This window comes from Rhizobium sp. Root491 (genome assembly GCF_001427205.1).
Taxonomy (GTDB): Bacteria; Pseudomonadota; Alphaproteobacteria; order Rhizobiales; family Rhizobiaceae; genus Agrobacterium; species Agrobacterium tumefaciens.
Map to the genome: position 1 here is coordinate 1 of NZ_LMFF01000007.1, position 21000 is coordinate 21000.

Consider the following 21000-nt stretch of genomic DNA (forward strand, 5'->3'; position numbering starts at 1 on the left):
ATAGGGATTTACGCTGGTAACGCGGGGTGGAGCAGCCCGGTAGCTCGTCAGGCTCATAACCTGAAGGCCGCAGGTTCAAATCCTGCCCCCGCAACCATCTTCAAGGCTATCAACAACAAAGCCCTCCCATCCCGGAGGGCAATTTGCGTTTTTGCCCTTCGATCGCCTGGCTCGGCTCAACATTTCTTCGAGTATTGCCATCTCGTTGAGGAACTCTGTTTTCTTCTTGCCAGAAGCAAACGTCAGGATCGCGTCAGATCGCCGCGCAGTACGATCACCAGTTCCGCACCATCGGGCACGAGATCAATGCGGTTTACCAGCGTGCGAAGCTTGTCGGCCGCCTGTGCCCTCGTCTCCTCGTTGCCAAGCCGGTCGTGAAGAGCAGCGATCTCCTCATGATAAAATTTTGCCAGATTGGGATGCCGCAGGGGAGGTGGCTCCTCCGCATTTGGGATTTCGGATTACATAGAGGTTTCCGATGACCATGACACGTTTTTCCTGCAGTGAAGTCGATCTTGACGTTAGCAAGGCAAAGAAAGCCGCCCAAGCGGGACCTGTGATCATCACCCATGGCGGCAGGCCATCTCATGTGTTGACGACGAAACGCGAGTTCGAGCGCCTCACCGGAAAGCGCCGCAACCTCGTCGACGACGCACGAGCACGAACGGCTGATCGCCGCCAAATCTCGTCGCCATGTTCCGCACTATGAACTGGCAAATGCCCTGGTCTACAATGCCGGCGCGCAACGCTCCCGAAACACTCCTAAACCCGCGCTTCCAGAACCATGTTGAAAGGCCCGGTGAAGGCTCGCCTGATGCTGGAAAAGCCACCCGAACGAATGACCTCTGAGAGCTTAGCTTCGCCGGCCTGAGCTCCCAATCCTTCACCAACCTCCTGGTCAAGTGACGTTGGCACGCAGATCATGGTTGATGCATTGTAGTAAAGGCGGCCGACAGGATTCATATTGTCCGCCGGCCGGTCGCCCGCGATAGGTTCAACGATCATCCAGGTGCCGTCCTTTTTAAGGATACGAGACATGTGCCCCGCACACCCACGCGGATCACCCATATCATGCAGACAGTCGAAACTGGTGATGAGATCGAAATCCGTATCCTTGATGTCTTTGGCCGTCGCCGCCACGAATTTCACCCGGTCGTCCACCCCATGGCTTCGGGCATGCTTGTTCGCCTCTTCTATGGATGGCTCGTGGAAGTCATACCCTGTGAAGCTGGCGTTGGGGTAGGCCTCGGCCATAAGAATTGTCGAGAAACCGACTCCACAGCCGACATCGGCGACCCGGGCGCCTTTCACCAGTTTGTCCTCGACGCCATGAAGGGCGGGCAGCCACGATTGGACAATATTGTTCACATATCCCGGCCGAAAGAACGCGCCCGTTGCGCAGAATAGGCAACCTGCAGTGTCACCCCATCGCACCCCGCCGCCGGTCCGGAAGCTGTGCTCAACCTTGGGCTCTCCCTCGATCATCGCCGCGACCAGATCGAAAGCCCCTTCGAGATAGACGGGGCTGTCCTTGTTGACGAACACCATCGCCTGCTCGGGTGAGAGACTGAACATCCCGGAACCGCTGTCGTAGTCGATGTAGCCGTTTGCCGCCTGTGCCAGCGCCCACTCCCTGACGTAGCGTTCCAACAGGTTACCGGAGGCTGCCGCAAGGCCTGTGGATGTTAGCGGTCCGGCGCGGTGCAACGTATCGAACAGGCCTAGTCTCAAGCCAATCCTAACAGTTGGAACACTGAAGGCTCCCCCTAGATCGCCCAGCATTTTGCCAATAAAAGAATTCAGTTTTGTTTCGTCGAGCTGTGTCATTTCATTCCCCCCAATTAATTGAGTTGGCGGGCAAAGGCTGACCGAAAATTTACGCGTCAGTGAATGCTCGTAGGCGAGGTAAGATATCCGAATACCCCGAATTTGTCACGCAAACCAATATCGTTCTATCGGTGGTCCGCTCCTGACTAGCGTTACCCGTAAGAGTGATGGACGATAGCGCGAGGAAGTCGTAAACTGGATTGAAGACCAGGCAACGATATACTCCCGGGAGGAAACAATGCCTATCTTCATGGACCGGCACGAGCTTGCCGGAGTTTCAGCGGCGGATATCGCCGCGGCACACCTTAAAGATCTCAACATTCAGGATCAGTACGGCGTCAGGTTCCTGACCTACTGGTTTGATGAGAGGCGTGGTACGGCCTTTTGCCTTATCGATGCTCCAGACGCTGAAACTGCGCAGTGCGTACATCGGGAAGCCCACGGATTTGTCGCCAGTGAAGTTGTGGAAGTCGCTCTGTCCGCTGTGGAAGCGTTTCTCGGGCGAATACAGGATCCCTTGTCGTTTGCTACCATCTTGAAAGATATGGATGCCGGCCACCGTGCGATCCTGTTCACTGATATTGTCGGTTCAACCGAGATGACGGCCCGCCTTGGCGATCGTATGGCGGCGGAACTAGTCCGCGCACACGATGCCCTGGTTCGCGGTTGTCTCGGGCGACGGTCGGGGCGGGAGGTCAAGCACACCGGCGACGGCATAATGGCTGTATTCTCGTCCGTACCGTTTGCCGTGGATTGCGCCATTGATATCCAGCGCGAGTTCCATCGCTACAACAGCGGCAACGGTGAGCCCATTCACATCCGCATTGGACTGGATTGTGGTGAGCCGATCGAGGACACCAATGATTTCTTCGGTGCGACAGTGCAACTGGCAGCCAGGCTCTGTGCCGCGGCCGAGAGCGACCAGATCCTAATATCGGACAAGGCCTTCCAGGAATATGGCAGCGCCGATGTCCTCGTCCATGGCAATCATTATAGACTGAAAGGATTTGCCGAGCCGGTCATCGCCTATCGTTGCGAGTGGCTGCACTAGCGACGTGATTTGAAATCCGATGTAGAAATGACCATCAAATGGTAATCTGCGTTGAGCCACCGTGCGGTTTGTTCGGTCGGGCAACACCGGCCTGATGTCTGGCGGGGTGTGGACACTTGCACCACCGCTGGGCGGCCGCTCTGCGAAGCCGGAAAACTCTAGCCTCAGCTGGTCCAGACACCTGGGGCGGTTCAAAATGGGCCGGACTCTAATTTATTCTGGAGGAAATTCTCAGTGGCAGGTCACGGTCACTTTGCAATTCAATGTCGCCTTGGTTGGGAGCATATTGATGAAAAGTGCGGCATTAGATAGAAAAACCACAGAATTCCATTTCAGGCACTGATTTCCATGGCTGATTTGGGAAATCTATAAACGTTGCATGGCATCGGCCGCAAATAATGTACGTTGCGCCGCCAAGCGGTACGCTGCAATTGCGCTGGCAAGAGCGCGATCAAGGATCGATGGAATGGACTTGGCGTATCGCCCCTCGGAGGAATTCTTCACAGAGCGGTTTCTAGTCAGGCGGGTTCAACCATCTGATGGCGACGCAATCTTTGCTGGTTGGGCAACTGATCGTGAAGTGACGAAATATCTCACTTGGCGTCCGCACACAGACCTTTCACAGACGCAGGAAGCTGCGGAACGCTCCTATCTGGAGTGGGAAGGTGGCTCCACGTTTCCAGCGGTCATTTGCCGACGCGAAGTGCCGAGCAAAGTTGTTGGAAGGATTGACGCGCGACTTGCGGGACCGCGAGTTTCCTACGGTTGGCTTGTCCGGAAGGACCACTGGGGACAGGGCGTTGCGACTGAAGTGGTAAAATGGGCAATCGAGCATGCCCTTACCCATCCGATGATCTATCGGACCGAGGCAGCTTGTGATGTCATGAACGTGGCCTCAGCACGTGTGATGGAAAAGGCTGGTATGACCCAGGAAGCGTTGCTTTGGCGGTATCTTTTCCATCCAAATTTGTCGAACGAACCAAGGGACGCTTTCCTGTATTCCAAAGTTCGCTGAGACCGTCCCGGGTTACCAATCCGGCTGTAGCTTCCCGCATTAACCAACTGGGTCTCTCACGAGCGACTCCTGCGCGAAATCCAAGGTAAAACCTGGCTCATGTTCAGGATGATACGCATACGGCTCTAATCTCCCCGCGGCCTTCAGTCGCCGGACGGTGTCAACATCAGGATGCGCCCGCCCTCATCGTGGCGATTCTTCATGAATGAATGAATGGATATCATGAAGCTGTTGGCTAATCGTGTGAACGAATGATATTTCGGTGAAGGGAGATTATCTGCGCGAGACGGATAAATCGTTGTTATAGCATGGTCGCAAAGAGGGCGACTGTTTGAACCCGCCTCAAGGCGTAGTCTTCGATTAGAATTGTTGGATAGCATCGCTAATTTCACTTCTCGCTCATGACGGCTCCGCCATCGCTGCGTAGATGGCCCGACTGACATCGGTAGAAAACCGCCCGGCGCCGGACATGCCCTCAAATGCGGTATTGGTCAGGGCCACAACTGTCAGGCCGTTAATTGGGTCAGTGAACCAGCTATGCCCGTAGGCCCCGCCCCAGCGCCAGGTGCCTGCCGGCTCGGCGACGCCTGCGGCCTGGCTGTCGCGCAGCACCGAAAAACCGAGACCATAGCCCCAGCCCGGCGATCCCTCGATGTCGATCCCGGCTATCTGGTCGCGCGCCATCACGGAGGCATGATCGGCAGTCATCATATCACCGCCGCCCTGCCGTAACGCTTCTATCAGCTGCAACACATCGAACGCTGTGCCGACCATACCGGCGCCGCCTGAAGGAAAAGCCTTGGTATCAAACACCCGTGATGGATCCATCATCACGTTTGCCATACCGGGGAGCAATGGCAAGCAGTCCGGTTCGCGCATCCGGCGGGGACGTGGCGTGGCGTCCGCGTATGCAGCCGTAACCCGGGATGGATCGGAAAGCGCGAAACCGGTATCCTTAAGACCGAGCGGCTCGGTGACGAGCTTGCGGATGGACTCCGGCAAGGCGAGCCCTGTCGCCGCCTCAATCACCGCACCCACAACATCTATCCCCAACGAATAGCGGAATGCCGACCCCGGAGCGAAGGAGAGGGGGACGCCGGCAAGGCGCCGGATGTTGTCGGCAAGCGTCAGGTCGGAGCGGTCCATACCGTCCGACACGCCTGCTTGGGCGAGAGGCCCGCCTTTCGACTCAAAAAAGCCGTAGCTGAGCCCTGCGCTGTGACTGAGCAGATGACGCAAGGTGATAAGAGCCGGTCGTCCCTCGAAGGTCGGCGTGAACGCCGGTAGCCATTCCGTGATTGGTCGATCGAGATCCAGTATCCCGCGACTGACCAGCGCTAGGGCAGCCGCAGCGGAGAAGAGTTTCGAGACGGAGGCCAGTCGGAAGATAGCGTCAGTTCGCATCTCCGTGCCGGCATCCCGGTCGGCAAGCCCTGCTGCGCGGCAATATATTGTTTTGCCGTCGAGCGCGACAAGGACGACAGCACCGACGATGCGTTCGGCTGCAATCGCGCCGTCTATCACAGCGTCCAGGCGCGATACGATCGAAGAATTTGAGGATGTCATGAGAATTTCCTTTGGATCAGGGATTGGTAGCCGGTGGGAAGGCATGATGGCGTGCAAGAAGTGTTGTGATGAAGGCCGGGACGAGGAGGATAAGAATGGCTGGGGCGAAGCCGCCAACGCCACTCTGCTGCAGGATCAACCCGCCGACGATACCGCCACCGGCGATGGCCAGGTTCCAGGCGGTGACCAGCATGGATTGAGCAACATCGGCAGCATCGCCTGCGGTGTTCGAAAGAGCGGTCTGAAACAGCGTGGCAGTTCCGCCAAAAGCGAGGCCCCAGACTGCGATTGCACCGTAGACAACCGCTGGGTTCTCACCCCATAGCCCAAGCGCCAGCGCTGCAAGCCCGAACAAAGCGATGCTGGCGAGCGACAGGCTTCGCAGTTGACGGTCAATCAGGACACCGACGATCCAGATGGCTGCCAGTGCTGTCGTGCCGAAGACCAGAAGCACAAGATCGGTCCGCGCTGCCATGCCGGCCTCGACCAAGAACGGGGCGATATAGGTGTACAGGATGTTGTGAGCGAGGACGAAGGCAATGGTGACGAACAGGACCGGGCGCACGCCGGGCAGAGTAAACACCGTGCCGAGCCCGCGGCGACGCTCCATAGGCTGGCCTCCGAAGTCTGGCACCTTCGCGATAACCCAAACAACCAGTACCAGAGTCAAGCCGCTGATGAGGCCAAAACACGCCCTCCACCCGAGGAGGGTGCCCAGAAAAGTACCGGCCGGAATGCCAAGCGACAGCGCGAGCGGCGTGCCGACCATGGCCACCGCGATAGCCCGTCCCTTTAGTGCCTCGGGCACCATGCGTGCCGCATAGCCTGCGAGCAACGCCCAGAGCAACCCGGCCGAAACGCCGGCACAAAATCGTGCGACCATCGTCAGCAGATAGCTAGAGGAGACGGCTGTAACTGTATTGGCGATTGCGAAACCGGCGATGGCAGCGAGGAGTAACCGCCGCCGTCGTATGCCTTGCGTCGCCGCCGTCAGCGGAATCGCGGCGATGAGCGATCCAATCGCGTAGATCGTCACCATCTGGCCCACCAGTGCGTCCGACACGGCAAGGCCCGCGCCGATCTGCGGCAGCAAAGCTGCGGGCAACGCCTCGGTCAGAATGGTGATGAAGCCGGCCATGGCGAGTGCGAGCAGGCCCGAGAGCGGCAGACGACGAGGTTGGGGCAGGTCGATGGGGGACGCGGCGAATAAGTGCATGTTTGTCATGCCCTGACCATAAGCCGGTCGCCGCGATTGGAGAATTATGCTAGAGTTCTCATCATATCGGACATATATGTCCGCAATAGGGACCAGTGGATGGAACATCTCGGCGCATTGAATGCCTTTGTTCAAACGGCAGATTGCGGTAGTTTTGCGGGTGCAGCCGCGAGGCTTGGCGTTTCTGGCTCGGCCATCGGCAAGGCGGTCGCGCGGCTGGAAGAGCGGCTTGCCGTTCGCCTCTTCCATCGCTCGACGCGCTCGTTGACGCTGACTGCGGAAGGAGCTCTGTTCCTCGATCGCTGCCGCCGCATATTCAGCGAGATCGAGGCCGCTGAACTGGAGCTGTCGCAAATCCGTCAGGCGCCGCGCGGACGTCTTCGTGTCAGCCTGCCACTAATCGGCATGCTGATGATGCCTGCAGTCATGGCCTTCATGCGTACCTATCCCGAGATCGAGCTTGACCTCGACTTCACCGACCGGCTGGTGGATGTGATCGACGAAGGTTTCGATGCCGTGGTCCGCACCGGCGAAGCCCGGGACTCGCGATTGATGATGCGTCGGGCAGGGGCATTCTCGCACCGGATCGTCGGATCGCCCGATTATCTCGCGGCGCGTGGCGTGCCTTCGACCCCCGACGATCTGCTCGGTCACGCCTGCCATCATCACAAATATCCGTCCACCGGCAAGCTGGAGCGCTGGCCGATGGTGGCGGACGGCGCGGCCCTTGAACTTGTTCTTCCCGTGACATCGGTAGCAAGCACGCTCGAGCCGCAGATCTGCTTGGCCGAGGAAGGCTTCGGGCTTGCATGCCTGCCGCAATTCGCGATCCGGGAGCAGTTCCGGCGAGGTACGCTGGTCAGCGTGCTTGAGGACTATATGCAAGAGGTCGGTGCCTTCCACATCCTCTGGCCGGCAAACCGGCATCCCTCGCCGAAGGTGTCCGCCTTCGTCTCCTTTATGGCTGAAAACCTTCTGCGTGAGCAACATAGGTGATTTGTCATTCGCGCGTTCGCACCACGCCTCGCGGCCTTAGGCCTCACTGGCGGCAACTGACGTTCGCTTGAAAGGATCAGGAGATCGTCCGCGCCTACGTGGCCAGCGCAAAGGCCAAGGGCCCGACGACATTTCCGCCTATTCCGAAAGCCGCTCGCCAGCACTCGGGCAGCCGCCTGAGGCATGGCGTTCAGCGGTCGATTCGAGGCGAGTTTCGATCTTTTCGATCACCGATGCGCTTGCATACGGCATGATCGAACGTCAATGGGGTCGCATCATCACCACTGGTTCATCGGGCATCGAGCGGCCGATTGCCGGTTTCGCCCTGTCGAAAGCGGTTCCCGCCGCGGACGCCGGGCGGTCGAAAACGCTGTCGACGGAGCTCGCGCCTCACGGGGTCACGGTCAACATGATCCTGCTCTGCCGGAGTGACACCGACCGCGTGCGCGTGCTGGATGACATCAGGGCTAGAAACGCCGCGCTTGAGCTAGCTGCCGTGCTGGAAGCGTCGCGCCGGGACATCCCCGGCGGACGTTACGGCTGCGCAGAGGAGTTCGCTGCCGCCGCCATTTTTTCTTGCCAGCCAGCAGGCGAGTTACATTACCGGGTCGATGGTGGCGCTATCCGCAGCCTGTGACGCCGCCGCCCGCCTCAGCCCTTCATGCGCAATTTCCCGACCATAAGCTTGTGCTTATTCACCTTGTGGTAGAATGTCTTTCTTGAAATCTTCAGGTGCTTCATCGCCTGTGTGGCGCTTCTACATGTCGCCGTCAGCGTTGCGGCGATGAGGCGGGCCTCGTAAGCCGTCATCATCGTGGCGAGGCCGGTCATCTCGGCGGATCCGCCGGCGGCGGGAAGCTGCTGTGGGCAGAGCAGTTGCAGCTGGGCAAAACGCTGTAATTCACGTAGGTTGCCCGGCCAGTTATGCGTGAGCCTTGCATGGCTGACGGCGCTCATTTCAGGTAAGGGCGCGCAGTTATTGGCGCTGGCGTGGCGTAGGAAGAAGCGGAAACAGGGCAATATGTCCTCAGGTCTTTCCCGCAGCGGCAGCACGGAACAAACGGGTCCCTAATTCGGCACAACGACGGGTTTCAGTCAGCAGCCAGATATTCAACCGAGCAAAAGTCTTCACTACGCAAATGCGCCAAGTCTTCATCCAGTTGGCTAAGTCGCATCATATGTGCGGTGATCTGTAGTGAGATGATGTGCCGGTCGTCTATAGAGAAACGTTCCCACCTCTTGAGGTTGTCGATGACCTCAATGAGGTCGAGACGTTCTTGTTCAAGTTTCTCCAAATTCCAGATCATCGCAGCCGGCCTCCCGATTTGACTTGCGTGAAACGTAGCATGGGCGGATCGGTTCAAACCGATAAGATTTAGCGTAAATTTTATCTAAATTTTAAGTTGCTCCGACCTGCGGTTGGCGTGCTTAAGCAAATCCAGGGGATCAGTCAGCTAGCCACCGCGCTTGGTCACGAAGAGTGTCGTCGTCGAACGCAGGGAACAGTCGTGTACCGATCCAATGCCACCCAGGAAACACCCGCATCATCCGCGGAACCTTGCCGCGCGGGAACGAGAGCTTGAGGTGCGGCTGAAAGTGCTGCTTGGCACATGGATGCTCAACCAACTGCAAAAACCGGCGGACGGAACGGATGCGCAGGCGCTGCGGGTCTTGCTGCGATGTGAACTGACGCAGATGGCGCTGCGTGATGCCGATCATGCGCTGCTTGAGGATTGGCTCAAAGGGAAAATCGTGGATGAGACTGGCTGAGCGTTTACAGGCGGGAGAAGGAGCGTGTCAAGCCGCGTCCGGTCCTGGTCGGCGTGTTCAGTCATTGTGGTGCCGTTGCGCCTGGCCAACAGGTTGCCCGCACTTGCCACCCTTGGTTTGTCGTTTCCCGCCTTCGGAAAAGGGACAAGAAGAAAGCCCGGCACAATGGCCGGGCTTTTGCTGTTGCTGTCCGGGTGGATCAGAACTTTACGCCGAGGCCGACGCGGATTGCATGCTGGTCGACATCTGCATTGATTGCAGCGCCGCCGAAATCGAAATCCTTGTCGCCGAAGTCGGTGTAACGATACTCAACGCGTCCGAACACCATGTCGGTAAACGCGTAGTCGAGACCAACGCCGACGGTGTAGCCGTTGAACGTTTCCTTCACGTCGGCAATGCCCGGAACTTCCGCGTAGCCGCGAGCATAGGCCCAGCCTGCGGTACCATAGACCAGGGCACGGTCAAATGCGTAGCCGACCCGGCCACGAACGGAACCCTGCCAGTCAAACCCGTAGTCAAAGCCCGTGCCAAGGATAGTGGCTGAATCATCGCCCCAGTTCTTTTCGAAGTCTGCTTCGAGGCCAACGACCCAGCTGTTGCCAAGGTCGTAGTTGAAGCCGACGAAACCACCGGCAAGAGCACCGTCGAAGTCTGCGGACGTTTGGCCGGGAAGGCCGACGATCGAAGCGTCATTGTTGTTCCAGCCGTAGCCGGCCTGGACACCGGCGGTAAACCCGGTCCAGCTGAACAGCGGCGCAACGTCTGCTGCCGGGGCTGCAGGAACTTCTGATACGGCATCGGCCGCCATTGCAGTCGATGCCGCAAGCACGAATGCGATAGTCGATACGATTTTCTTCATAGTCTCTGAACTCCCTTATATGAGAGATCATTCATATGCTTTTTTCCTGAAATATGATGTAACCTTTGTGCAACGCCCGCGACCTCAGCAGCTGTCTGCATAAATTGAGGCTGTCCGGCTTCAGCGAGCGTCTCGTGCAATCACACTCTTTCGGCTCATTTTTCTGGCGCTGGCGGGCCACAGATACCTTCGTCCGGTGAAGGCCGTCAGCCGAGCTGGCGCTCAATTGCGGCCTTGTCGATGACCGACCAGACCCTGCGGATTTTTGTCTGTTCGAAGTCGTAGAAAACATGCTCGCAGAACTGAACGCGTCGGCCATTGACCGGAAGGCCCATGAAGGTGGATTTGGGAGTGCAATCGAACGAAAGCCGGGCGCCGATCCGGGGCACGTCGCTGACAAGGATCTCTGCTTGAAACCGAAGGTCTGGAATATCAGCAAAGTCCCTGACCAGCATGTCGCGATAGCCCGACAGACCTAACGCCCGACCGTTGTGTTCAACAGTATCGTCGACGAAAGTGCCGAGCTCATCGAGGGCCTGACGGTTGAGGCAGTCGAGATAAGCCAGGTAAATGACGTTAAGTGTATGCATGTGTTTCTCCCCTGTCGACGTGGCGAATGACGTCCTTGGCCCGTGGCTTTCTGGATCATGACGGTGCGGGTCAAGCTGTGATGAGATCGCACCTGCCATCATCCAGTCGGTACAACCCATCCTGCGGAACGGGCAGTTCGAGCATCTCCAGCTTCGAAAGTCCGAGAAAAACACCCCGAAGAATCCGCCCGAACAGGCCATGGGAAATGGCGATCGTCGGATGCCGGAGATCCGAGATCCATGACGTCGCGCGCTTGCAGGCGTCATCAAAACTTTCGCCATCCGGTGCCCTGAAATACCAGTCGAATGCGTTGGATCCTTCAAGGCGCCCAGGAAATTCGGCATCAATCTCAAATCGCGTCATCCCGTCCCAGGAGCCGGTGGTGACCTCAACGAGCCTGTCATCTTCGAGATACGGGAGCGCAACCTCGGCCAGGACCCGTTCTGCTGTCTGTCGCACGCGCCCGAGCGGACTGATTTGCATCCGGAAAGACTGCTCATCGTCGCAGAGAGCGTCACGGAGCAGGCGTGCGACTTGATCTGCCTGTTCGATACCGCGCGCGGTCAGCGGCGAATCCTGTTGCCCCTGAAACCGGCCAAGACAGTTCCAGACTGTTTCGCCGTGGCGCAGGAGATAGATTGTCGGGACAGCCACGCTTGCTTCACCTCTATGTTCGTAATCGATTGCCATCGCTCGTGGCATCAATACGGAAACGTGCCGATTGCAGCGCATTGCTGACCGCCTGCAAGGCCTGATCCCTGTCCTTGCCAGACAACGATAGTACATTGTGCTCGAAAGCCCCGAGATTGGCGAACTGGGCATGAAGATCGGCCACGACCAGCGGATCGCCGAGGCTGTCGCCGCCGCGAGCCTGACAGCGTTCGATTGCTTCTGTTACTGTCGTGCGCAGCACGATGTAGTGCAGCGGGCATGCAAGCGCCAGGAAGGCCGGGAGCCAGTCCGGTCGCACGACGCCATCGACAATGACGAAATAACCCGCCTCGGCATAGCGACCTGCGACATCGGCGGCGATCTGCATGATCATGCGGTTTTGTTGATCGGATTCGGGAAGCCAGGGATCGATGCGGCCATGCTTGATGTATCCCCACAGATCATCGCTATGAAAATGAACCTTTGGCACGCCGCGCAAGTGCGCAAGCGTTTCGGCGATTGTGGACTTGCCGGAGCCTGGGTGCCCGGAGAGAAGCAGGATATGGCCGCGAAGATCGTCTGTCATGGTCATTCACTCACCCTAAGCAGGCATTCGGCGGCTGATTGTACGGTCACTGGCCAAAGTTGCCAGGCTGGTGTTTCTCGTCCTCGCCGGTAGACGGGTGAAAGAACCCGCCCTATCTGGCAAAGGTTGTCACGAGGTATGCGGACGCCAGAAGCAGGCTGACGATTGTGAAGAATATCAGGGCCGCCGCCAGTTCATCAAACATGCCTTCGCGTTCATTGCGATTCCAGTCGTAAGCCAAAGCCAACCTCCATCGTTGCTGTGGGAGGAAGGTGGTCGCGTATGGTTAACGAAAACCTAAAATCAATAAACTGAATTTCGCCGGTACGAAGTGCCATTGACGGCGGGAAGATGACACATGGCGTCAACCGGCGGGTTCGGAAAAGCTGATTCCGGTTTTGCTGTCGAGGACGATATGCAGGTCCCGGATCATGCCGGCTGCCTGCAGCAGGGCGTTTCGCACGTCGTCATCGCTGCGCCATCCGTGTTCGATGGACAGGGCGACGGTGTGGAGGTCGACGACACTGTCGCGACCGGGACCGGAGGGGATTCCGATCGTTTCACGCATGTCGCGGATTGTCGTTACTGCCCGTTCAAGCATGCGGCGCTTCTGATAGTCGTCGAGGTTCTCGAGCCTGTTGGCGTCGCGGACGAGTTCGGCAATGAAACTGTTGGTCAGGGTCATGGTATGAGGTTGCCGGGTCGACCAGGCGGCGTCAACTGAGAACCGGCAGCGTGGGCTTCAGGCTGCTGTTTTAAGGTGTTGGCGTGATGCCCGTGCATCAGGGCCCAACGCGCGGCGAAATGGATTACGCCGTTTATCATCGTGATACTTATGGTTATATATCATATAAATAAGTAGTTTTTCGGATGTAAAACATTAATACGATAGTAATGGCCGGTGTATCAATTTATCGGGCAATGATGATGAAACAATAGGCCCGTGAGACGAGGCAAATACTCTTGCTCCTGCCAGGTGCGATCCCACAAAGATTCCCGATCAGGATGATTTGGCGCGATCGAGCGTAAGACTTACTGATCGGGAAGCGATTCCTTGATTCTCTGGAAAACTTCCTGTACGGTAAGTCAAACTATGGAGGTTGACGATGTTCAGGTCCGCGCGTGATTTCGGCGCTGCTATCAAGGAGAGACGCAAAGCACTTGGCTGGACGCAAACCGGTCTTGCTGCCCGTTCCGGAACGGGGGAACGCTTCATCGTCGAGCTTGAATCGGGCAAGCCGAGTTGCCAGCTCGAAAAAGCCCTGATCGTCGCACGCGCAGTTGGAATCGATCTTGGCGATCTCAAGACGGTTCAGACTGTGCAAGTCGCGTCGGACGATGACCTCGGCTTTTTGCCGATGTTTGGTGCTGATCAATGACAACCATCTACTACGAGACCTTGCCTGTCGCCCATCTGACTTTTGAAGGCGAATGGAGGTTGGACTATGATCCGGGCTGGGAAGCGCGCCGCCCGGCCTTTCCGGTGTCGCTTACCATGCCGCTGCGTTCCGGATCCGTAGGTGCAGCGAAGCTGCTTCCCTGGCTTGCCAATCTGCTTCCGGAAACCCATCTTGCCGAGATCGGTCAGCGCTTCAAGGTTTCCCCGCAAGATATTGTCGGTCTACTTGCTCATATCGGACGTGACACGGCGGGGGCACTGTCGATCGGGGAGCCGCGCAAAGCTGGCGTCAACCTCCGGCCGGTGCCGGACGAGCAGGCGCTGGAGCGTATTCTCAATGAACTTCCTGCCAAACCCTTTCTGGTCGGAGAGCGCGGTGTTTCCATGTCGCTTGCTGGCGTCCAGGAGAAACTGCCGGTGTTTGTTGACGGGAACGGCCGTATTTCAGTTCCGGTTGATGGGACGCCATCCACGCATATTCTCAAGCCGGATACGAAACGCCTTGCGGGGAGCGTGGAGAACGAAGCCTTTTGCCTGTCGCTTGCACGTGCCTGCGGTCTTGAGGCTGCCGAGGCGACGATCGGAGTAGCTGGCAAGCGGCGTTATCTTCTCGTGAAACGCTATGATCGCTTCACCGACCCTCAAGGCGAGATCCGCAGGTTGCATCAGGAGGATCTTTGCCAGTTAACCGGTTGCTTCCCCTCGCAGAAATACGAGCGATCCTCGACCGGCCGCGGCGTGACCATGAAGATGATGTTTGACGCCGTCAGCGATCTTGTTTCGCCTGGCGAGCGGTTGAAACTTCTCGATGCGGTGATCTTCAATGTCCTGATCTGCAATTCGGATTCGCATGCCAAAAATTACTCTATCCTGATTGGTGCCGGTGGGTCCGCGAAGATGGCTCCACTCTATGACCTGATGTGCGCTGCCGTTTATCGCCAGGTCGACCAGAGCCTGCCGCAGGGGATTTTCGGTCGGTTCCATGCGCCTGACCTGCGGCGTGCCGACTGGCAGGCACTGGCTGATGACATTGGATTGAGCGGCGCATCGACACTGAAACGGGTGGGGGAGCTTGCAAAACTGGTCAGCGTCGCATGCGATGAGGTGGCACCATATATCGTCGCCCTCTCCAGCGATCCGACGAGGATTCTTGAGCGAATTACTCACAGCGTTCAAAAGCGGTGCCGGCGAATTCAGGAGCAGATGCATGATCGATGAAACGCATCTTGACTATAATCCGACCACTGATTTGGAAGTCTGTGCGGAATGTTTTGACCGCGAAGTGCTGTTTAGGAAGCAGTTCTACGATGACATCATGTTTCGCTATGCAGGTGTGCCAAAGCGATAGCCAGTAAGCGGGCGAACTTTCGTGACATGACGCCTGTTGTTTCAAAGTTCGAACCGCTGACGAGACGCGAGTTTTTACCACAATGCTACATCGGCAGCACAACGATCCGAAGCTCGACGCATTCAGGTTCGTGTCGCCTGAATGTCGTACCCGCCACCGGGACGTGCGACCGTGTGGATATGATCGGCCGGCTTCGGGAGCAGTAGCCGGTGTGTCAACCGACAGAGAATACTGATGGCTCGGAGGGCGGATCTTCATGCTCGGACGCTATATTGCGAACACATCGGGACCGTGGAGAGCAGCAGTCTTCTTCCTAGCCATGTGCGGGGGTGAACTCGCAGTTTGTTGAAATATAAATTTTGTGATTTAAATACAGATAATTGAGATTGTTTATAAAAGTAATTTGTTAGGATTAAGGTAATTAGCCGCTGCTAAAGGAGCGTCCTCTTGCTACAGGAAACTTGTCGCGCGCGGAATGTCCGCATCGAGATCCCGATCGATGACGTTATAATCGGCCTCTGAAAATTCGGCGCTATTTTCTGTTTGCCTGCTGATCCACAGTACGCACTGTGAAATATCGTCGGTTTCGAAAACGGGCTCTTGCCTGTCAGGCCTGACCCACATCAACACGTAACGCATTGATATTGCTCCAGTTTGATTACAGGGCAAGTTAATATCTAGCTTACCCCAGGTTTGCGTACCCCAATTGGGGTATGTCTGGCTGATCGGGTTCGGGTTTGCTCCAAGACGCTGACTGATGTCGTTAGGTGACGATAAGACGGCTGAGAAATGCAACGAGTGTCTTGCCGACGATTGAGCGCACATCCGTCCGGTCCGTCGTAGAAGCCCGTTGCGCCTGGAAGGCGTACCTACCTGCTGCAGTTGATGGCTTCGGGAGGTGGATGAGAAACGGGCGGCTTCCAGCTCGACAAGTTTGTTTGTTCAAGTATGCATGAAAACAACTTCTGGATCTGGTGCTGTATTCTGGCTATACAAATATACTTTGGTGGGTGAGGGGGAAAATGCCGGTTGATATCGCGGTTTTTCATAATCTGCTGAATCGTTTCCAGGATGCAGCGCTGGAGCCCTCGCGTTGGCCCTCGCTTCTGGAGCAGATTGCTGAGGCAACTGGCGCCGGCGGCATCAATGTCATGGCACCGGCAAGCTCCGGCTCGGTCGGAGGTATTCTTTTCACCGAGAGTTTATCCTCGATCATGGAAGCCTATATAAACGACGGCTGGAACACGCGAGACCACCGGGCAAAATTCATACCGTTGATGAAGCGTAACGGAGTTGTCCTCGAGGAGGATTTCGTCCGTAAAGATGATCTCGATAATCTCGAATACTATAAATTCATGGCGAAGCATGGATTCCAGCATACAGCAGTCGTCAATTTTTCCTCAGGTGAGGACGATTTGTTTTTCGTCCTGCAACGCAGGCTCGGCGATGGTGGGTTCGGGAACGATGACCGGGTTCACCTCGCTACTCTCAGAACCCACCTTCAGATGTCCGCGCGGATCATGGCACTGTTTTCGGCTGGCGACATGAGAGGACGTCTGGCCGCGTTTGAGCGTGCAGATGTTGCGTGCGTTTTCTTTGACCATCGTGGTCATGTGGTAATGGCTAACCAGAAGGCGGATTCGCTTCTCACCGGGGATGTCAGAATAGCGCATGGAAAAATCAGGGCAGCGTCGTCACGGGAGACAGTGGTCTTTGAGACGACGCTGAACAAGGTCATTCGATCGAATGATCTGGCTCACGGCGAAGTCGTGACGTTGACCCGTGGTGAGAAGAGGCCGTTGCTTGCGCGGATCGAAAGGGCTGGGCCAAATGTCCGCGACGTTTTCGCCAGGTCGTACGCAATGGTGCTGTTCGAAGATGTGAGTGATAAACGTTTCATTTCATATGACGTGCTTCATCATCTGTTTGGGCTGACGCCGTCCGAATGTAAAATTACGGCGCTTCTTGCCGACGGTGCCGATCTTAGAACCGTCGCCGGTCATTGTGGAATTCAGTATGAAACGGTTCGTACCCACATTCGGTCAATCCTGCGTAAAACCGGGACCGAACGACAGGCGGAGCTATGTGTCCTTCTTGCTGGCATTCGGCTACGCTAACACGCAAGGCTACTTCAGTATGCGGTGTTCAGCCGCATGATGCTGATGCCTGGTTTTTCGCATCATGCAAAAGTCTTTCCAGATCCTGCTTATAGGCCCGTAGCCCCGGATCGTGCAGGCATTGCTGTACGAGCCGCAGGCTTTCGGTGTAGAGAGCCACACCCGCCTCTGCTGTGCCGCAAATGTCGATTGCATTCCGGGCACGTGTTGCAAACGGTTAGATCTTCTCACTCATATACGTGTCCGAGCAGATATCCTTGCCAGGTACCGCGTGTTCGCTTGCGGCGAAAGCAATCAGGGTTACGGCGCTGGTTCGGATGCATTTTTTAAATTGCATGTTTGAAGTCCCCAAGCTGAATCTTCGCATCTGGGAAGCTTGCGTATTGTCCGCGTCCTGGATGTGAGCGGTTAGAGACAAACAAAAAGACGGAGCTGTCGCATTCTCCAATTAGGGTACGATTATGGTGCCCGTTTATGATGGTGTCTGGCGCATCGTCAGCGCATCGGGCGAGGGATATAGCCTTGCGCTGAGGAATGATTCATCCGTTCAGCGAGAGGTTAGAATGAACTGGCGTGTAACTTTTCTTATCCTTCTGTCATCACTTTCCGTGTTTCCTTTTTCCGGACAGGCTGATGCACGGTGTGAACTGGCCCCGGCTAACGGTGGCCGATCTTACGGGTGCGGCGGTGGCTCTGCGCAACGACAATCATCTGGAGCTGATGCAGCCGCATTGCTGGGGCTGGGCATTGCTATACTGAACGCTCTACCGGAACCCGAGGACAGACCTGTACAGACATTTCGTCCACGCTCGTCGGATAATATCGATCGGATGAGCCGGGCATTTGGCAGAGCAGGCGCAATTGCCAACGCTGCAAGTACGCCCGATCCCAGACCGTCGGTTCAGAGGCCGGTTAGGAATGGCCAGGCCCCTTACGCGAATGATGATTGCGTAGCATTTAAACAGCGCAGTCGGGGCAGGATCGATTGGGACTACGTTGACGTCATCAACAAGTGCAATATCCCCGTACAGGTCGTCATGTGCTACTACATGCCCGGAGATGAGCGGAAATGTGCCGGCAAATCAGCTTGGGGTACGACCTCAACAATCGGTTCTCGTGGGAAAACAGTAAGCGTCTCGGACACCCGTTCGCACCCATACAAAGTAAAGTACTTTGTATGTGACATGAGTGGTGTGAGCAACAACAGCAAAATGTGCTTGCGACCCAAGGTGTGATGTCTCATGGGCAGCGGTTTCTGTACGAGGAGCCGCTGACTGTATTTGATTATGTAATTCAAATTTTTGTATTTAGATATACTACTTAATACTCGGTACGGTTCTTTCTTTTGCACCGGCTCCCGGCGGCTGAGTTATTCTGCCACTTTTTCCAACACGGTTCGAAAATTTTGGAGCCTATCATCACGCTGCAGTCCGCGAGCCCGTCATTATCACCAAGAACGGTCGGCGTCGCCCCGTTGTGATTGCCTATGAGGACTATATGCGCCTCGCAAAGCGTGATCGCCGAGTCGAACTTTCGACGACGCTCGGCGACGATGACCTCGCCGCCACTGAAGCATCGCAGATGGAGCCGGGTCTGGAACATCTCAACGCCGAACTGTTGACGGACAAGCATTCTGCCGACTGAACCAAAGGTCGGCGGGCTGTTCAGATATTCGCACCTTTGGCATTGGCCGCACCTCGAAGGCCGTGAGGAGGGCGACAAGGATCGACCGGTGCTGGTTCTGGCGATAGTTGACGAAAGCTTCGATGAAGCGGACGGGGTTGTCCGGGCCGACGTAACCATCAACCGCTTCCGGCAGAAGCAGCAATTGCGTGCGATCTGTTCATGAGAGATGTGCCATGGCAGAATCCAGCGCAATATAGTGCTGTGTGGAATTAGCCAAGCCGTTTCAAGAAAGATTTACGTGAGCGACAAACTACATCTGGAATTACAGGCGACCGATCTTCTGAAGATGTTCAATCAACTCCCACCTTTTGGGGGTAAAGTCATTTTCCTTATAACGGCTTTATATGTGTCGGCTGCCGGATTGCCGCCAGCGGCGGTCTCCGGCGGCGATTGGCTCAGTCAGGTTGCCGTTGCTTATCTGGTGCGGGATGTTTGTTGCTGCAGTTGATGTGGTTTGAGCGTCCGTGCACTCAGTACGATCCTTTCTTTGGCGCTGGCTTCCGGCGGCTAAGTTATGCCGCTACCTTTTCCGGCATGGCTCAAATCACCGACTTGCGATTTATGTAAATGCTATTATATTGGCAGTAATGTCGTTTATTTGTATTTGGGTGATAATATGTTAGCATTTAGGATGGCATCCCCGGTGGAAGTTATCAGAGGTTTGGCGGACAGAATGAAGCGCCGACGGATTGAGCATGGATTGACCCAGCGTGAACTGGCTTCGAGATCGAATGTGTCCTACGGATCGTTGAGGCTATTCGAAGAAACCGGGAAAATTTCGCTCGAGAGCCTTGTGAAAATTGCGTTTGCCCTTGAGGCGGAGGCGGAGTTCGAACGCTTGTTTCCAGGTCGGCCGCCGCAGAATATCGATGATGTCATTGATCGTCCTCTCAAGCAGCGTGTGCGCCGGAAATGAAGTTCAAGCCAATCCAGCAGATTAAGGTTTATCTGAATCTCGAAGGGAACGAGAGGAAACTCGGTACCCTCGCCTGGAGTGGCAAGGAACGGAGGGCTTACTTCGAGTACGCGGCGGAGTTTCTGACATCGCCCCTTTTGATTTCTCCATTCCATATGATGGCGGCCACCGGGTTGATTGCGGCGCCTCGCGATCCGTTCGACGGGCTCCATGGGCTATTCAACGACAGCCTGCCTGACGGGTGGGGTCGTCTGTTGCTGGACCGCCGTCTACAGCGAGCGGGCATTGATTACACCCGGCTCACGCCGGTTGACCGTCTCTCGGCGGTGGGCAGAACGGGAATGGGGGCACTCTCATACATTCCGGAATTGCCAGACGATCAGAAACAACAGGCCGTCACTGATCTCGATTGGTTCGCTGATCAGGTGGAGTTGGTACAGACGGAGATGGACATCGCCGACATCGATCGTTTGCAGGGCGCACAGGGCGGATCCGCGGGTGCACGTCCGAAGATTATGATCGGCTTCAACCAAGTGGAAAATACCTGTGTTCTGGACTACGGCCAGCCGTTGGGCGCGGGGTTTGAAAGGTGGATGGTCAAGGCACCTAGTTCCGATGATCCGCGGGAGATTGGCGCTGAAGAAAGAGCCTATGCGCTTATGGCGGTAGCTGCAGGACTGACGATGGCTGACACGCAGCTGTTGGAGACCCGGAAAGGAAGGCGGCTTTTCGCGACGAAACGTTTTGACAGGACACCTGCCGGCAGGCTCCACATGCACACGGCAAGCGGCCTGTTGAATGCCAGCCATCGTGAGGCGAGTGTGAACTATGAGCAACTTCACAAGCTGACCCATATGATGACCCGCGACGCTGCGGAAGTCCTCAAGATGTTTCGAAATATGGTGTTCAATGTCTATGCCAGAAATCGCGACGACCATGCTAAAAACCATGCATTTCTTATGGACGGGAATGGTAGGTGGTCTCTGGCACCCGCATACGATCTTACGTTTTCGTCCGGGCCAGGCGGTGAGCACAGTGCTGCAATAGCCGGGGAAGGTAGAACCCCCGGCATGTCTCACCTTTTGGCGGTCTCCAAAGCGGCTTCGATCCCGGATCAATATGCCAGGGAGGTTATAGAGCAGGTTCGAGAGGCCGTAGATCGGTGGCCCCAGTTTGCGGAAGAAGTTCGGCTATCCAGATCCCGTACTGCTGAACTCGACAAATTCCTGAATGGTAATCGGCTGGCTGATCGGCAATTTTAGTGGCCCTTGGCGGCGCTCATCGGTTTAGGTGAACGTCAAGCCGTACCTTACACGCCTTTTATGATGTCGCAGATGCCCTTGCGGATGACATCCTTGTCGGCGATCTGTCCTGCCTGAATGTTGAAAACAGCATCGATCCGGACA

27 protein-coding genes, 1 tRNA gene and 1 pseudogene are annotated in these 21000 nt (G+C 56.4%); 17 read left to right on the forward strand and 12 right to left on the reverse strand.

Annotation, left to right across the window (positions count from 1 at the left end; translation table 11 throughout):
* Window positions 1-20 precede the first annotated feature (20 nt).
* Together ASD46_RS10340 and ASD46_RS26460 are read left to right on the forward strand one after the other, a co-directional pair.
* Window positions 21-97 (forward strand) — tRNA-Met (locus ASD46_RS10340).
* A 381-nt stretch (window positions 98-478) separates the two neighbouring features.
* On the forward strand, window positions 479-709 hold the full coding sequence (locus ASD46_RS26460) for a type II toxin-antitoxin system prevent-host-death family antitoxin (protein ID WP_051376970.1): 231 nt from the start codon (window positions 479-481) through the stop codon (window positions 707-709).
* Window positions 710-762: 53 nt separating this feature from the next.
* Here ASD46_RS26460 and ASD46_RS10345 read toward each other — a convergent pair whose 3' ends face one another.
* Complete coding sequence (locus ASD46_RS10345; RefSeq protein WP_035200489.1) at window positions 763-1827, reverse strand: class I SAM-dependent methyltransferase; 1065 nt, start codon at window positions 1825-1827, stop codon at window positions 763-765.
* A 238-nt stretch (window positions 1828-2065) separates the two neighbouring features.
* On the opposite strand from ASD46_RS10345, the gene ASD46_RS10350 reads away from it, so the two are divergent.
* Window positions 2066-2878: a nickel-binding protein gene (locus ASD46_RS10350; RefSeq protein WP_035200491.1), complete on the forward strand. Its 813-nt coding sequence runs from the start codon at window positions 2066-2068 to the stop codon at window positions 2876-2878.
* 466 nt (window positions 2879-3344) lie between these two features.
* Window positions 3345-3893, forward strand: coding sequence for a GNAT family N-acetyltransferase (locus ASD46_RS10355; RefSeq protein ID WP_060642203.1), 549 nt, complete (start codon window positions 3345-3347; stop codon window positions 3891-3893).
* Window positions 3894-4292: 399 nt separating this feature from the next.
* On the opposite strand, the gene ASD46_RS10360 is transcribed toward ASD46_RS10355, so the two are convergent.
* Together ASD46_RS10360 and ASD46_RS10365 are read right to left on the reverse strand one after the other, a co-directional pair.
* A complete protein-coding gene (locus ASD46_RS10360) occupies window positions 4293-5459 on the reverse strand; it encodes a serine hydrolase domain-containing protein (protein WP_060642204.1) in 1167 nt (388 codons plus the stop codon).
* A 16-nt stretch (window positions 5460-5475) separates the two neighbouring features.
* A complete protein-coding gene (locus tag ASD46_RS10365; RefSeq protein WP_035200496.1) occupies window positions 5476-6684 on the reverse strand; it encodes an MFS transporter in 1209 nt (402 codons plus the stop codon).
* 90 nt (window positions 6685-6774) lie between these two features.
* Between ASD46_RS10365 and ASD46_RS10370 the strand changes: the two genes are divergently transcribed.
* Entirely contained in the window at window positions 6775-7671 is an 897-nt protein-coding gene (locus tag ASD46_RS10370) for a LysR family transcriptional regulator (RefSeq protein WP_060642205.1), read from the forward strand.
* Window positions 7672-7738: 67 nt separating this feature from the next.
* Window positions 7739-8308 (forward strand): SDR family oxidoreductase, encoded by a 570-nt coding sequence (locus ASD46_RS10375; RefSeq protein WP_244878289.1) that lies wholly within the window; start codon window positions 7739-7741, stop codon window positions 8306-8308.
* Window positions 8309-8322: 14 nt separating this feature from the next.
* On the opposite strand, the gene ASD46_RS10380 is transcribed toward ASD46_RS10375, so the two are convergent.
* A complete protein-coding gene (locus tag ASD46_RS10380) occupies window positions 8323-8724 on the reverse strand; it encodes a hypothetical protein (RefSeq protein WP_152025773.1) in 402 nt (133 codons plus the stop codon).
* A gap of 38 nt (window positions 8725-8762) precedes the next feature.
* A complete protein-coding gene (locus ASD46_RS10385; RefSeq protein ID WP_019567388.1) occupies window positions 8763-8978 on the reverse strand; it encodes a hypothetical protein in 216 nt (71 codons plus the stop codon).
* 277 nt (window positions 8979-9255) lie between these two features.
* Here ASD46_RS10385 and ASD46_RS10390 point away from each other — a divergent pair, with 277 nt between their 5' ends.
* Window positions 9256-9441 carry a hypothetical protein gene (locus tag ASD46_RS10390; protein ID WP_035200500.1) on the forward strand — a complete coding sequence of 62 codons (186 nt, stop codon included), beginning with the start codon at window positions 9256-9258 and terminating at the stop codon, window positions 9439-9441.
* 199 nt (window positions 9442-9640) lie between these two features.
* On the opposite strand, the gene ASD46_RS10395 is transcribed toward ASD46_RS10390, so the two are convergent.
* The 6 genes from ASD46_RS10395 to ASD46_RS27035 all read right to left on the reverse strand — a co-directional run bounded on the left by ASD46_RS10395 (window position 9641) and on the right by ASD46_RS27035 (window position 12813).
* The gene (locus ASD46_RS10395) at window positions 9641-10300 is read right to left on the reverse strand and encodes an outer membrane protein (protein WP_013762458.1); all 660 of its coding nucleotides are present in this window, start codon (window positions 10298-10300) and stop codon (window positions 9641-9643) included.
* 206 nt (window positions 10301-10506) lie between these two features.
* The gene (locus ASD46_RS10400; RefSeq protein ID WP_060642207.1) at window positions 10507-10890 is read right to left on the reverse strand and encodes an ester cyclase; all 384 of its coding nucleotides are present in this window, start codon (window positions 10888-10890) and stop codon (window positions 10507-10509) included.
* A 70-nt stretch (window positions 10891-10960) separates the two neighbouring features.
* On the reverse strand, window positions 10961-11581 hold the full coding sequence (locus tag ASD46_RS10405; RefSeq protein ID WP_060642208.1) for a histidine phosphatase family protein: 621 nt from the start codon (window positions 11579-11581) through the stop codon (window positions 10961-10963).
* Window positions 11559-12134, reverse strand: a complete 576-nt coding sequence (locus ASD46_RS10410; RefSeq protein ID WP_035200504.1) for an AAA family ATPase — start codon at window positions 12132-12134, stop codon at window positions 11559-11561. The genes ASD46_RS10405 and ASD46_RS10410 overlap by 23 nt, the downstream gene beginning before the upstream one ends.
* Window positions 12135-12240: 106 nt before the next feature.
* Window positions 12241-12369, reverse strand: coding sequence for a hypothetical protein (locus ASD46_RS27725; protein ID WP_003518932.1), 129 nt, complete (start codon window positions 12367-12369; stop codon window positions 12241-12243).
* 123 nt (window positions 12370-12492) lie between these two features.
* Window positions 12493-12813, reverse strand: a complete 321-nt coding sequence (locus ASD46_RS27035) for a hypothetical protein (protein WP_035200506.1) — start codon at window positions 12811-12813, stop codon at window positions 12493-12495.
* 421 nt (window positions 12814-13234) lie between these two features.
* Here ASD46_RS27035 and ASD46_RS10420 point away from each other — a divergent pair, with 421 nt between their 5' ends.
* Genes ASD46_RS10420 through ASD46_RS27040 form a run of 3 tightly spaced genes read left to right on the forward strand, consistent with a single transcriptional unit; the run spans window position 13235 to window position 14875 of the window.
* Window positions 13235-13507, forward strand: coding sequence for a helix-turn-helix domain-containing protein (locus ASD46_RS10420; RefSeq protein ID WP_013762465.1), 273 nt, complete (start codon window positions 13235-13237; stop codon window positions 13505-13507).
* On the forward strand, window positions 13504-14745 hold the full coding sequence (locus tag ASD46_RS10425; protein WP_013762466.1) for a type II toxin-antitoxin system HipA family toxin: 1242 nt from the start codon (window positions 13504-13506) through the stop codon (window positions 14743-14745). The genes ASD46_RS10420 and ASD46_RS10425 overlap by 4 nt, the downstream gene beginning before the upstream one ends.
* Complete coding sequence (locus tag ASD46_RS27040; RefSeq protein WP_156390030.1) at window positions 14735-14875, forward strand: hypothetical protein; 141 nt, start codon at window positions 14735-14737, stop codon at window positions 14873-14875. The genes ASD46_RS10425 and ASD46_RS27040 overlap by 11 nt, the downstream gene beginning before the upstream one ends.
* 450 nt (window positions 14876-15325) lie before the next feature.
* Here the strand turns inward: ASD46_RS27040 and ASD46_RS27345 are convergent, their stop codons facing one another.
* The gene (locus tag ASD46_RS27345) at window positions 15326-15514 is read right to left on the reverse strand and encodes a hypothetical protein (RefSeq protein WP_025594778.1); all 189 of its coding nucleotides are present in this window, start codon (window positions 15512-15514) and stop codon (window positions 15326-15328) included.
* Window positions 15515-15897: 383 nt separating this feature from the next.
* Between ASD46_RS27345 and ASD46_RS10435 the strand changes: the two genes are divergently transcribed.
* From ASD46_RS10435 to ASD46_RS10455, 7 genes and pseudogenes are all read left to right on the forward strand, one after another.
* Window positions 15898-16992: a helix-turn-helix transcriptional regulator gene (locus tag ASD46_RS10435; RefSeq protein ID WP_013762468.1), complete on the forward strand. Its 1095-nt coding sequence runs from the start codon at window positions 15898-15900 to the stop codon at window positions 16990-16992.
* Window positions 16993-17625: 633 nt separating this feature from the next.
* Complete coding sequence (locus ASD46_RS27730) at window positions 17626-17751, forward strand: hypothetical protein (RefSeq protein ID WP_256372464.1); 126 nt, start codon at window positions 17626-17628, stop codon at window positions 17749-17751.
* Between the two features lie 612 nt (window positions 17752-18363).
* The gene (locus ASD46_RS10445; protein ID WP_060642209.1) at window positions 18364-18636 is read left to right on the forward strand and encodes a type II toxin-antitoxin system prevent-host-death family antitoxin; all 273 of its coding nucleotides are present in this window, start codon (window positions 18364-18366) and stop codon (window positions 18634-18636) included.
* Window positions 18623-18781 (forward strand): annotated as a pseudogene (locus tag ASD46_RS27735) (plasmid maintenance toxin (PemK-like)); the annotation flags it as partial. The gene ASD46_RS10445 and the pseudogene ASD46_RS27735, both read left to right, overlap by 14 nt.
* 135 nt (window positions 18782-18916) lie before the next feature.
* Window positions 18917-19126, forward strand: a complete 210-nt coding sequence (locus tag ASD46_RS27045; protein WP_139104336.1) for a hypothetical protein — start codon at window positions 18917-18919, stop codon at window positions 19124-19126.
* 225 nt (window positions 19127-19351) lie between these two features.
* A complete protein-coding gene (locus tag ASD46_RS10450) occupies window positions 19352-19594 on the forward strand; it encodes a helix-turn-helix domain-containing protein (protein WP_003518907.1) in 243 nt (80 codons plus the stop codon).
* Entirely contained in the window at window positions 19591-20856 is a 1266-nt protein-coding gene (locus ASD46_RS10455; protein ID WP_060642210.1) for a type II toxin-antitoxin system HipA family toxin, read from the forward strand. The genes ASD46_RS10450 and ASD46_RS10455 overlap by 4 nt, the downstream gene beginning before the upstream one ends.
* The last annotated feature ends 144 nt before the right edge of the window (window positions 20857-21000 follow it).

Excerpts from the sequence above, each read along its gene's own strand:
- ASD46_RS10435 (WP_013762468.1), top strand. The coding sequence starts at position 15,898 with ATGCCGGTTGATATCGCGGTTTTTCATAATCTGCTGAATCGTTTCCAG.
- ASD46_RS10400 (WP_060642207.1), bottom strand. The coding sequence starts at position 10,890 with ATGCATACACTTAACGTCATTTACCTGGCTTATCTCGACTGCCTCAAC.
- ASD46_RS10410 (WP_035200504.1), bottom strand. The coding sequence starts at position 12,134 with ATGACCATGACAGACGATCTTCGCGGCCATATCCTGCTTCTCTCCGGG.
- ASD46_RS10420 (WP_013762465.1), top strand. The coding sequence starts at position 13,235 with ATGTTCAGGTCCGCGCGTGATTTCGGCGCTGCTATCAAGGAGAGACGC.
- ASD46_RS27345 (WP_025594778.1), bottom strand. The coding sequence starts at position 15,514 with ATGCGTTACGTGTTGATGTGGGTCAGGCCTGACAGGCAAGAGCCCGTT.
- ASD46_RS10450 (WP_003518907.1), top strand. The coding sequence starts at position 19,352 with ATGAAGCGCCGACGGATTGAGCATGGATTGACCCAGCGTGAACTGGCT.
- ASD46_RS10425 (WP_013762466.1), top strand. The coding sequence starts at position 13,504 with ATGACAACCATCTACTACGAGACCTTGCCTGTCGCCCATCTGACTTTT.
- ASD46_RS27035 (WP_035200506.1), bottom strand. The coding sequence starts at position 12,813 with ATGACCCTGACCAACAGTTTCATTGCCGAACTCGTCCGCGACGCCAAC.
- ASD46_RS10455 (WP_060642210.1), top strand. The coding sequence starts at position 19,591 with ATGAAGTTCAAGCCAATCCAGCAGATTAAGGTTTATCTGAATCTCGAA.
- ASD46_RS10395 (WP_013762458.1), bottom strand. The coding sequence starts at position 10,300 with ATGAAGAAAATCGTATCGACTATCGCATTCGTGCTTGCGGCATCGACT.
- ASD46_RS10345 (WP_035200489.1), bottom strand. The coding sequence starts at position 1,827 with ATGACACAGCTCGACGAAACAAAACTGAATTCTTTTATTGGCAAAATG.
- ASD46_RS27730 (WP_256372464.1), top strand. The coding sequence starts at position 17,626 with ATGCACGGTGTGAACTGGCCCCGGCTAACGGTGGCCGATCTTACGGGT.
- ASD46_RS10405 (WP_060642208.1), bottom strand. The coding sequence starts at position 11,581 with ATGGCAATCGATTACGAACATAGAGGTGAAGCAAGCGTGGCTGTCCCG.
- ASD46_RS10360 (WP_060642204.1), bottom strand. The coding sequence starts at position 5,459 with ATGACATCCTCAAATTCTTCGATCGTATCGCGCCTGGACGCTGTGATA.
- ASD46_RS10385 (WP_019567388.1), bottom strand. The coding sequence starts at position 8,978 with ATGATCTGGAATTTGGAGAAACTTGAACAAGAACGTCTCGACCTCATT.
- ASD46_RS26460 (WP_051376970.1), top strand. The coding sequence starts at position 479 with ATGACCATGACACGTTTTTCCTGCAGTGAAGTCGATCTTGACGTTAGC.
- ASD46_RS10370 (WP_060642205.1), top strand. The coding sequence starts at position 6,775 with ATGGAACATCTCGGCGCATTGAATGCCTTTGTTCAAACGGCAGATTGC.
- ASD46_RS10355 (WP_060642203.1), top strand. The coding sequence starts at position 3,345 with ATGGACTTGGCGTATCGCCCCTCGGAGGAATTCTTCACAGAGCGGTTT.
- ASD46_RS10365 (WP_035200496.1), bottom strand. The coding sequence starts at position 6,684 with ATGACAAACATGCACTTATTCGCCGCGTCCCCCATCGACCTGCCCCAA.
- ASD46_RS10350 (WP_035200491.1), top strand. The coding sequence starts at position 2,066 with ATGCCTATCTTCATGGACCGGCACGAGCTTGCCGGAGTTTCAGCGGCG.
- ASD46_RS27040 (WP_156390030.1), top strand. The coding sequence starts at position 14,735 with ATGATCGATGAAACGCATCTTGACTATAATCCGACCACTGATTTGGAA.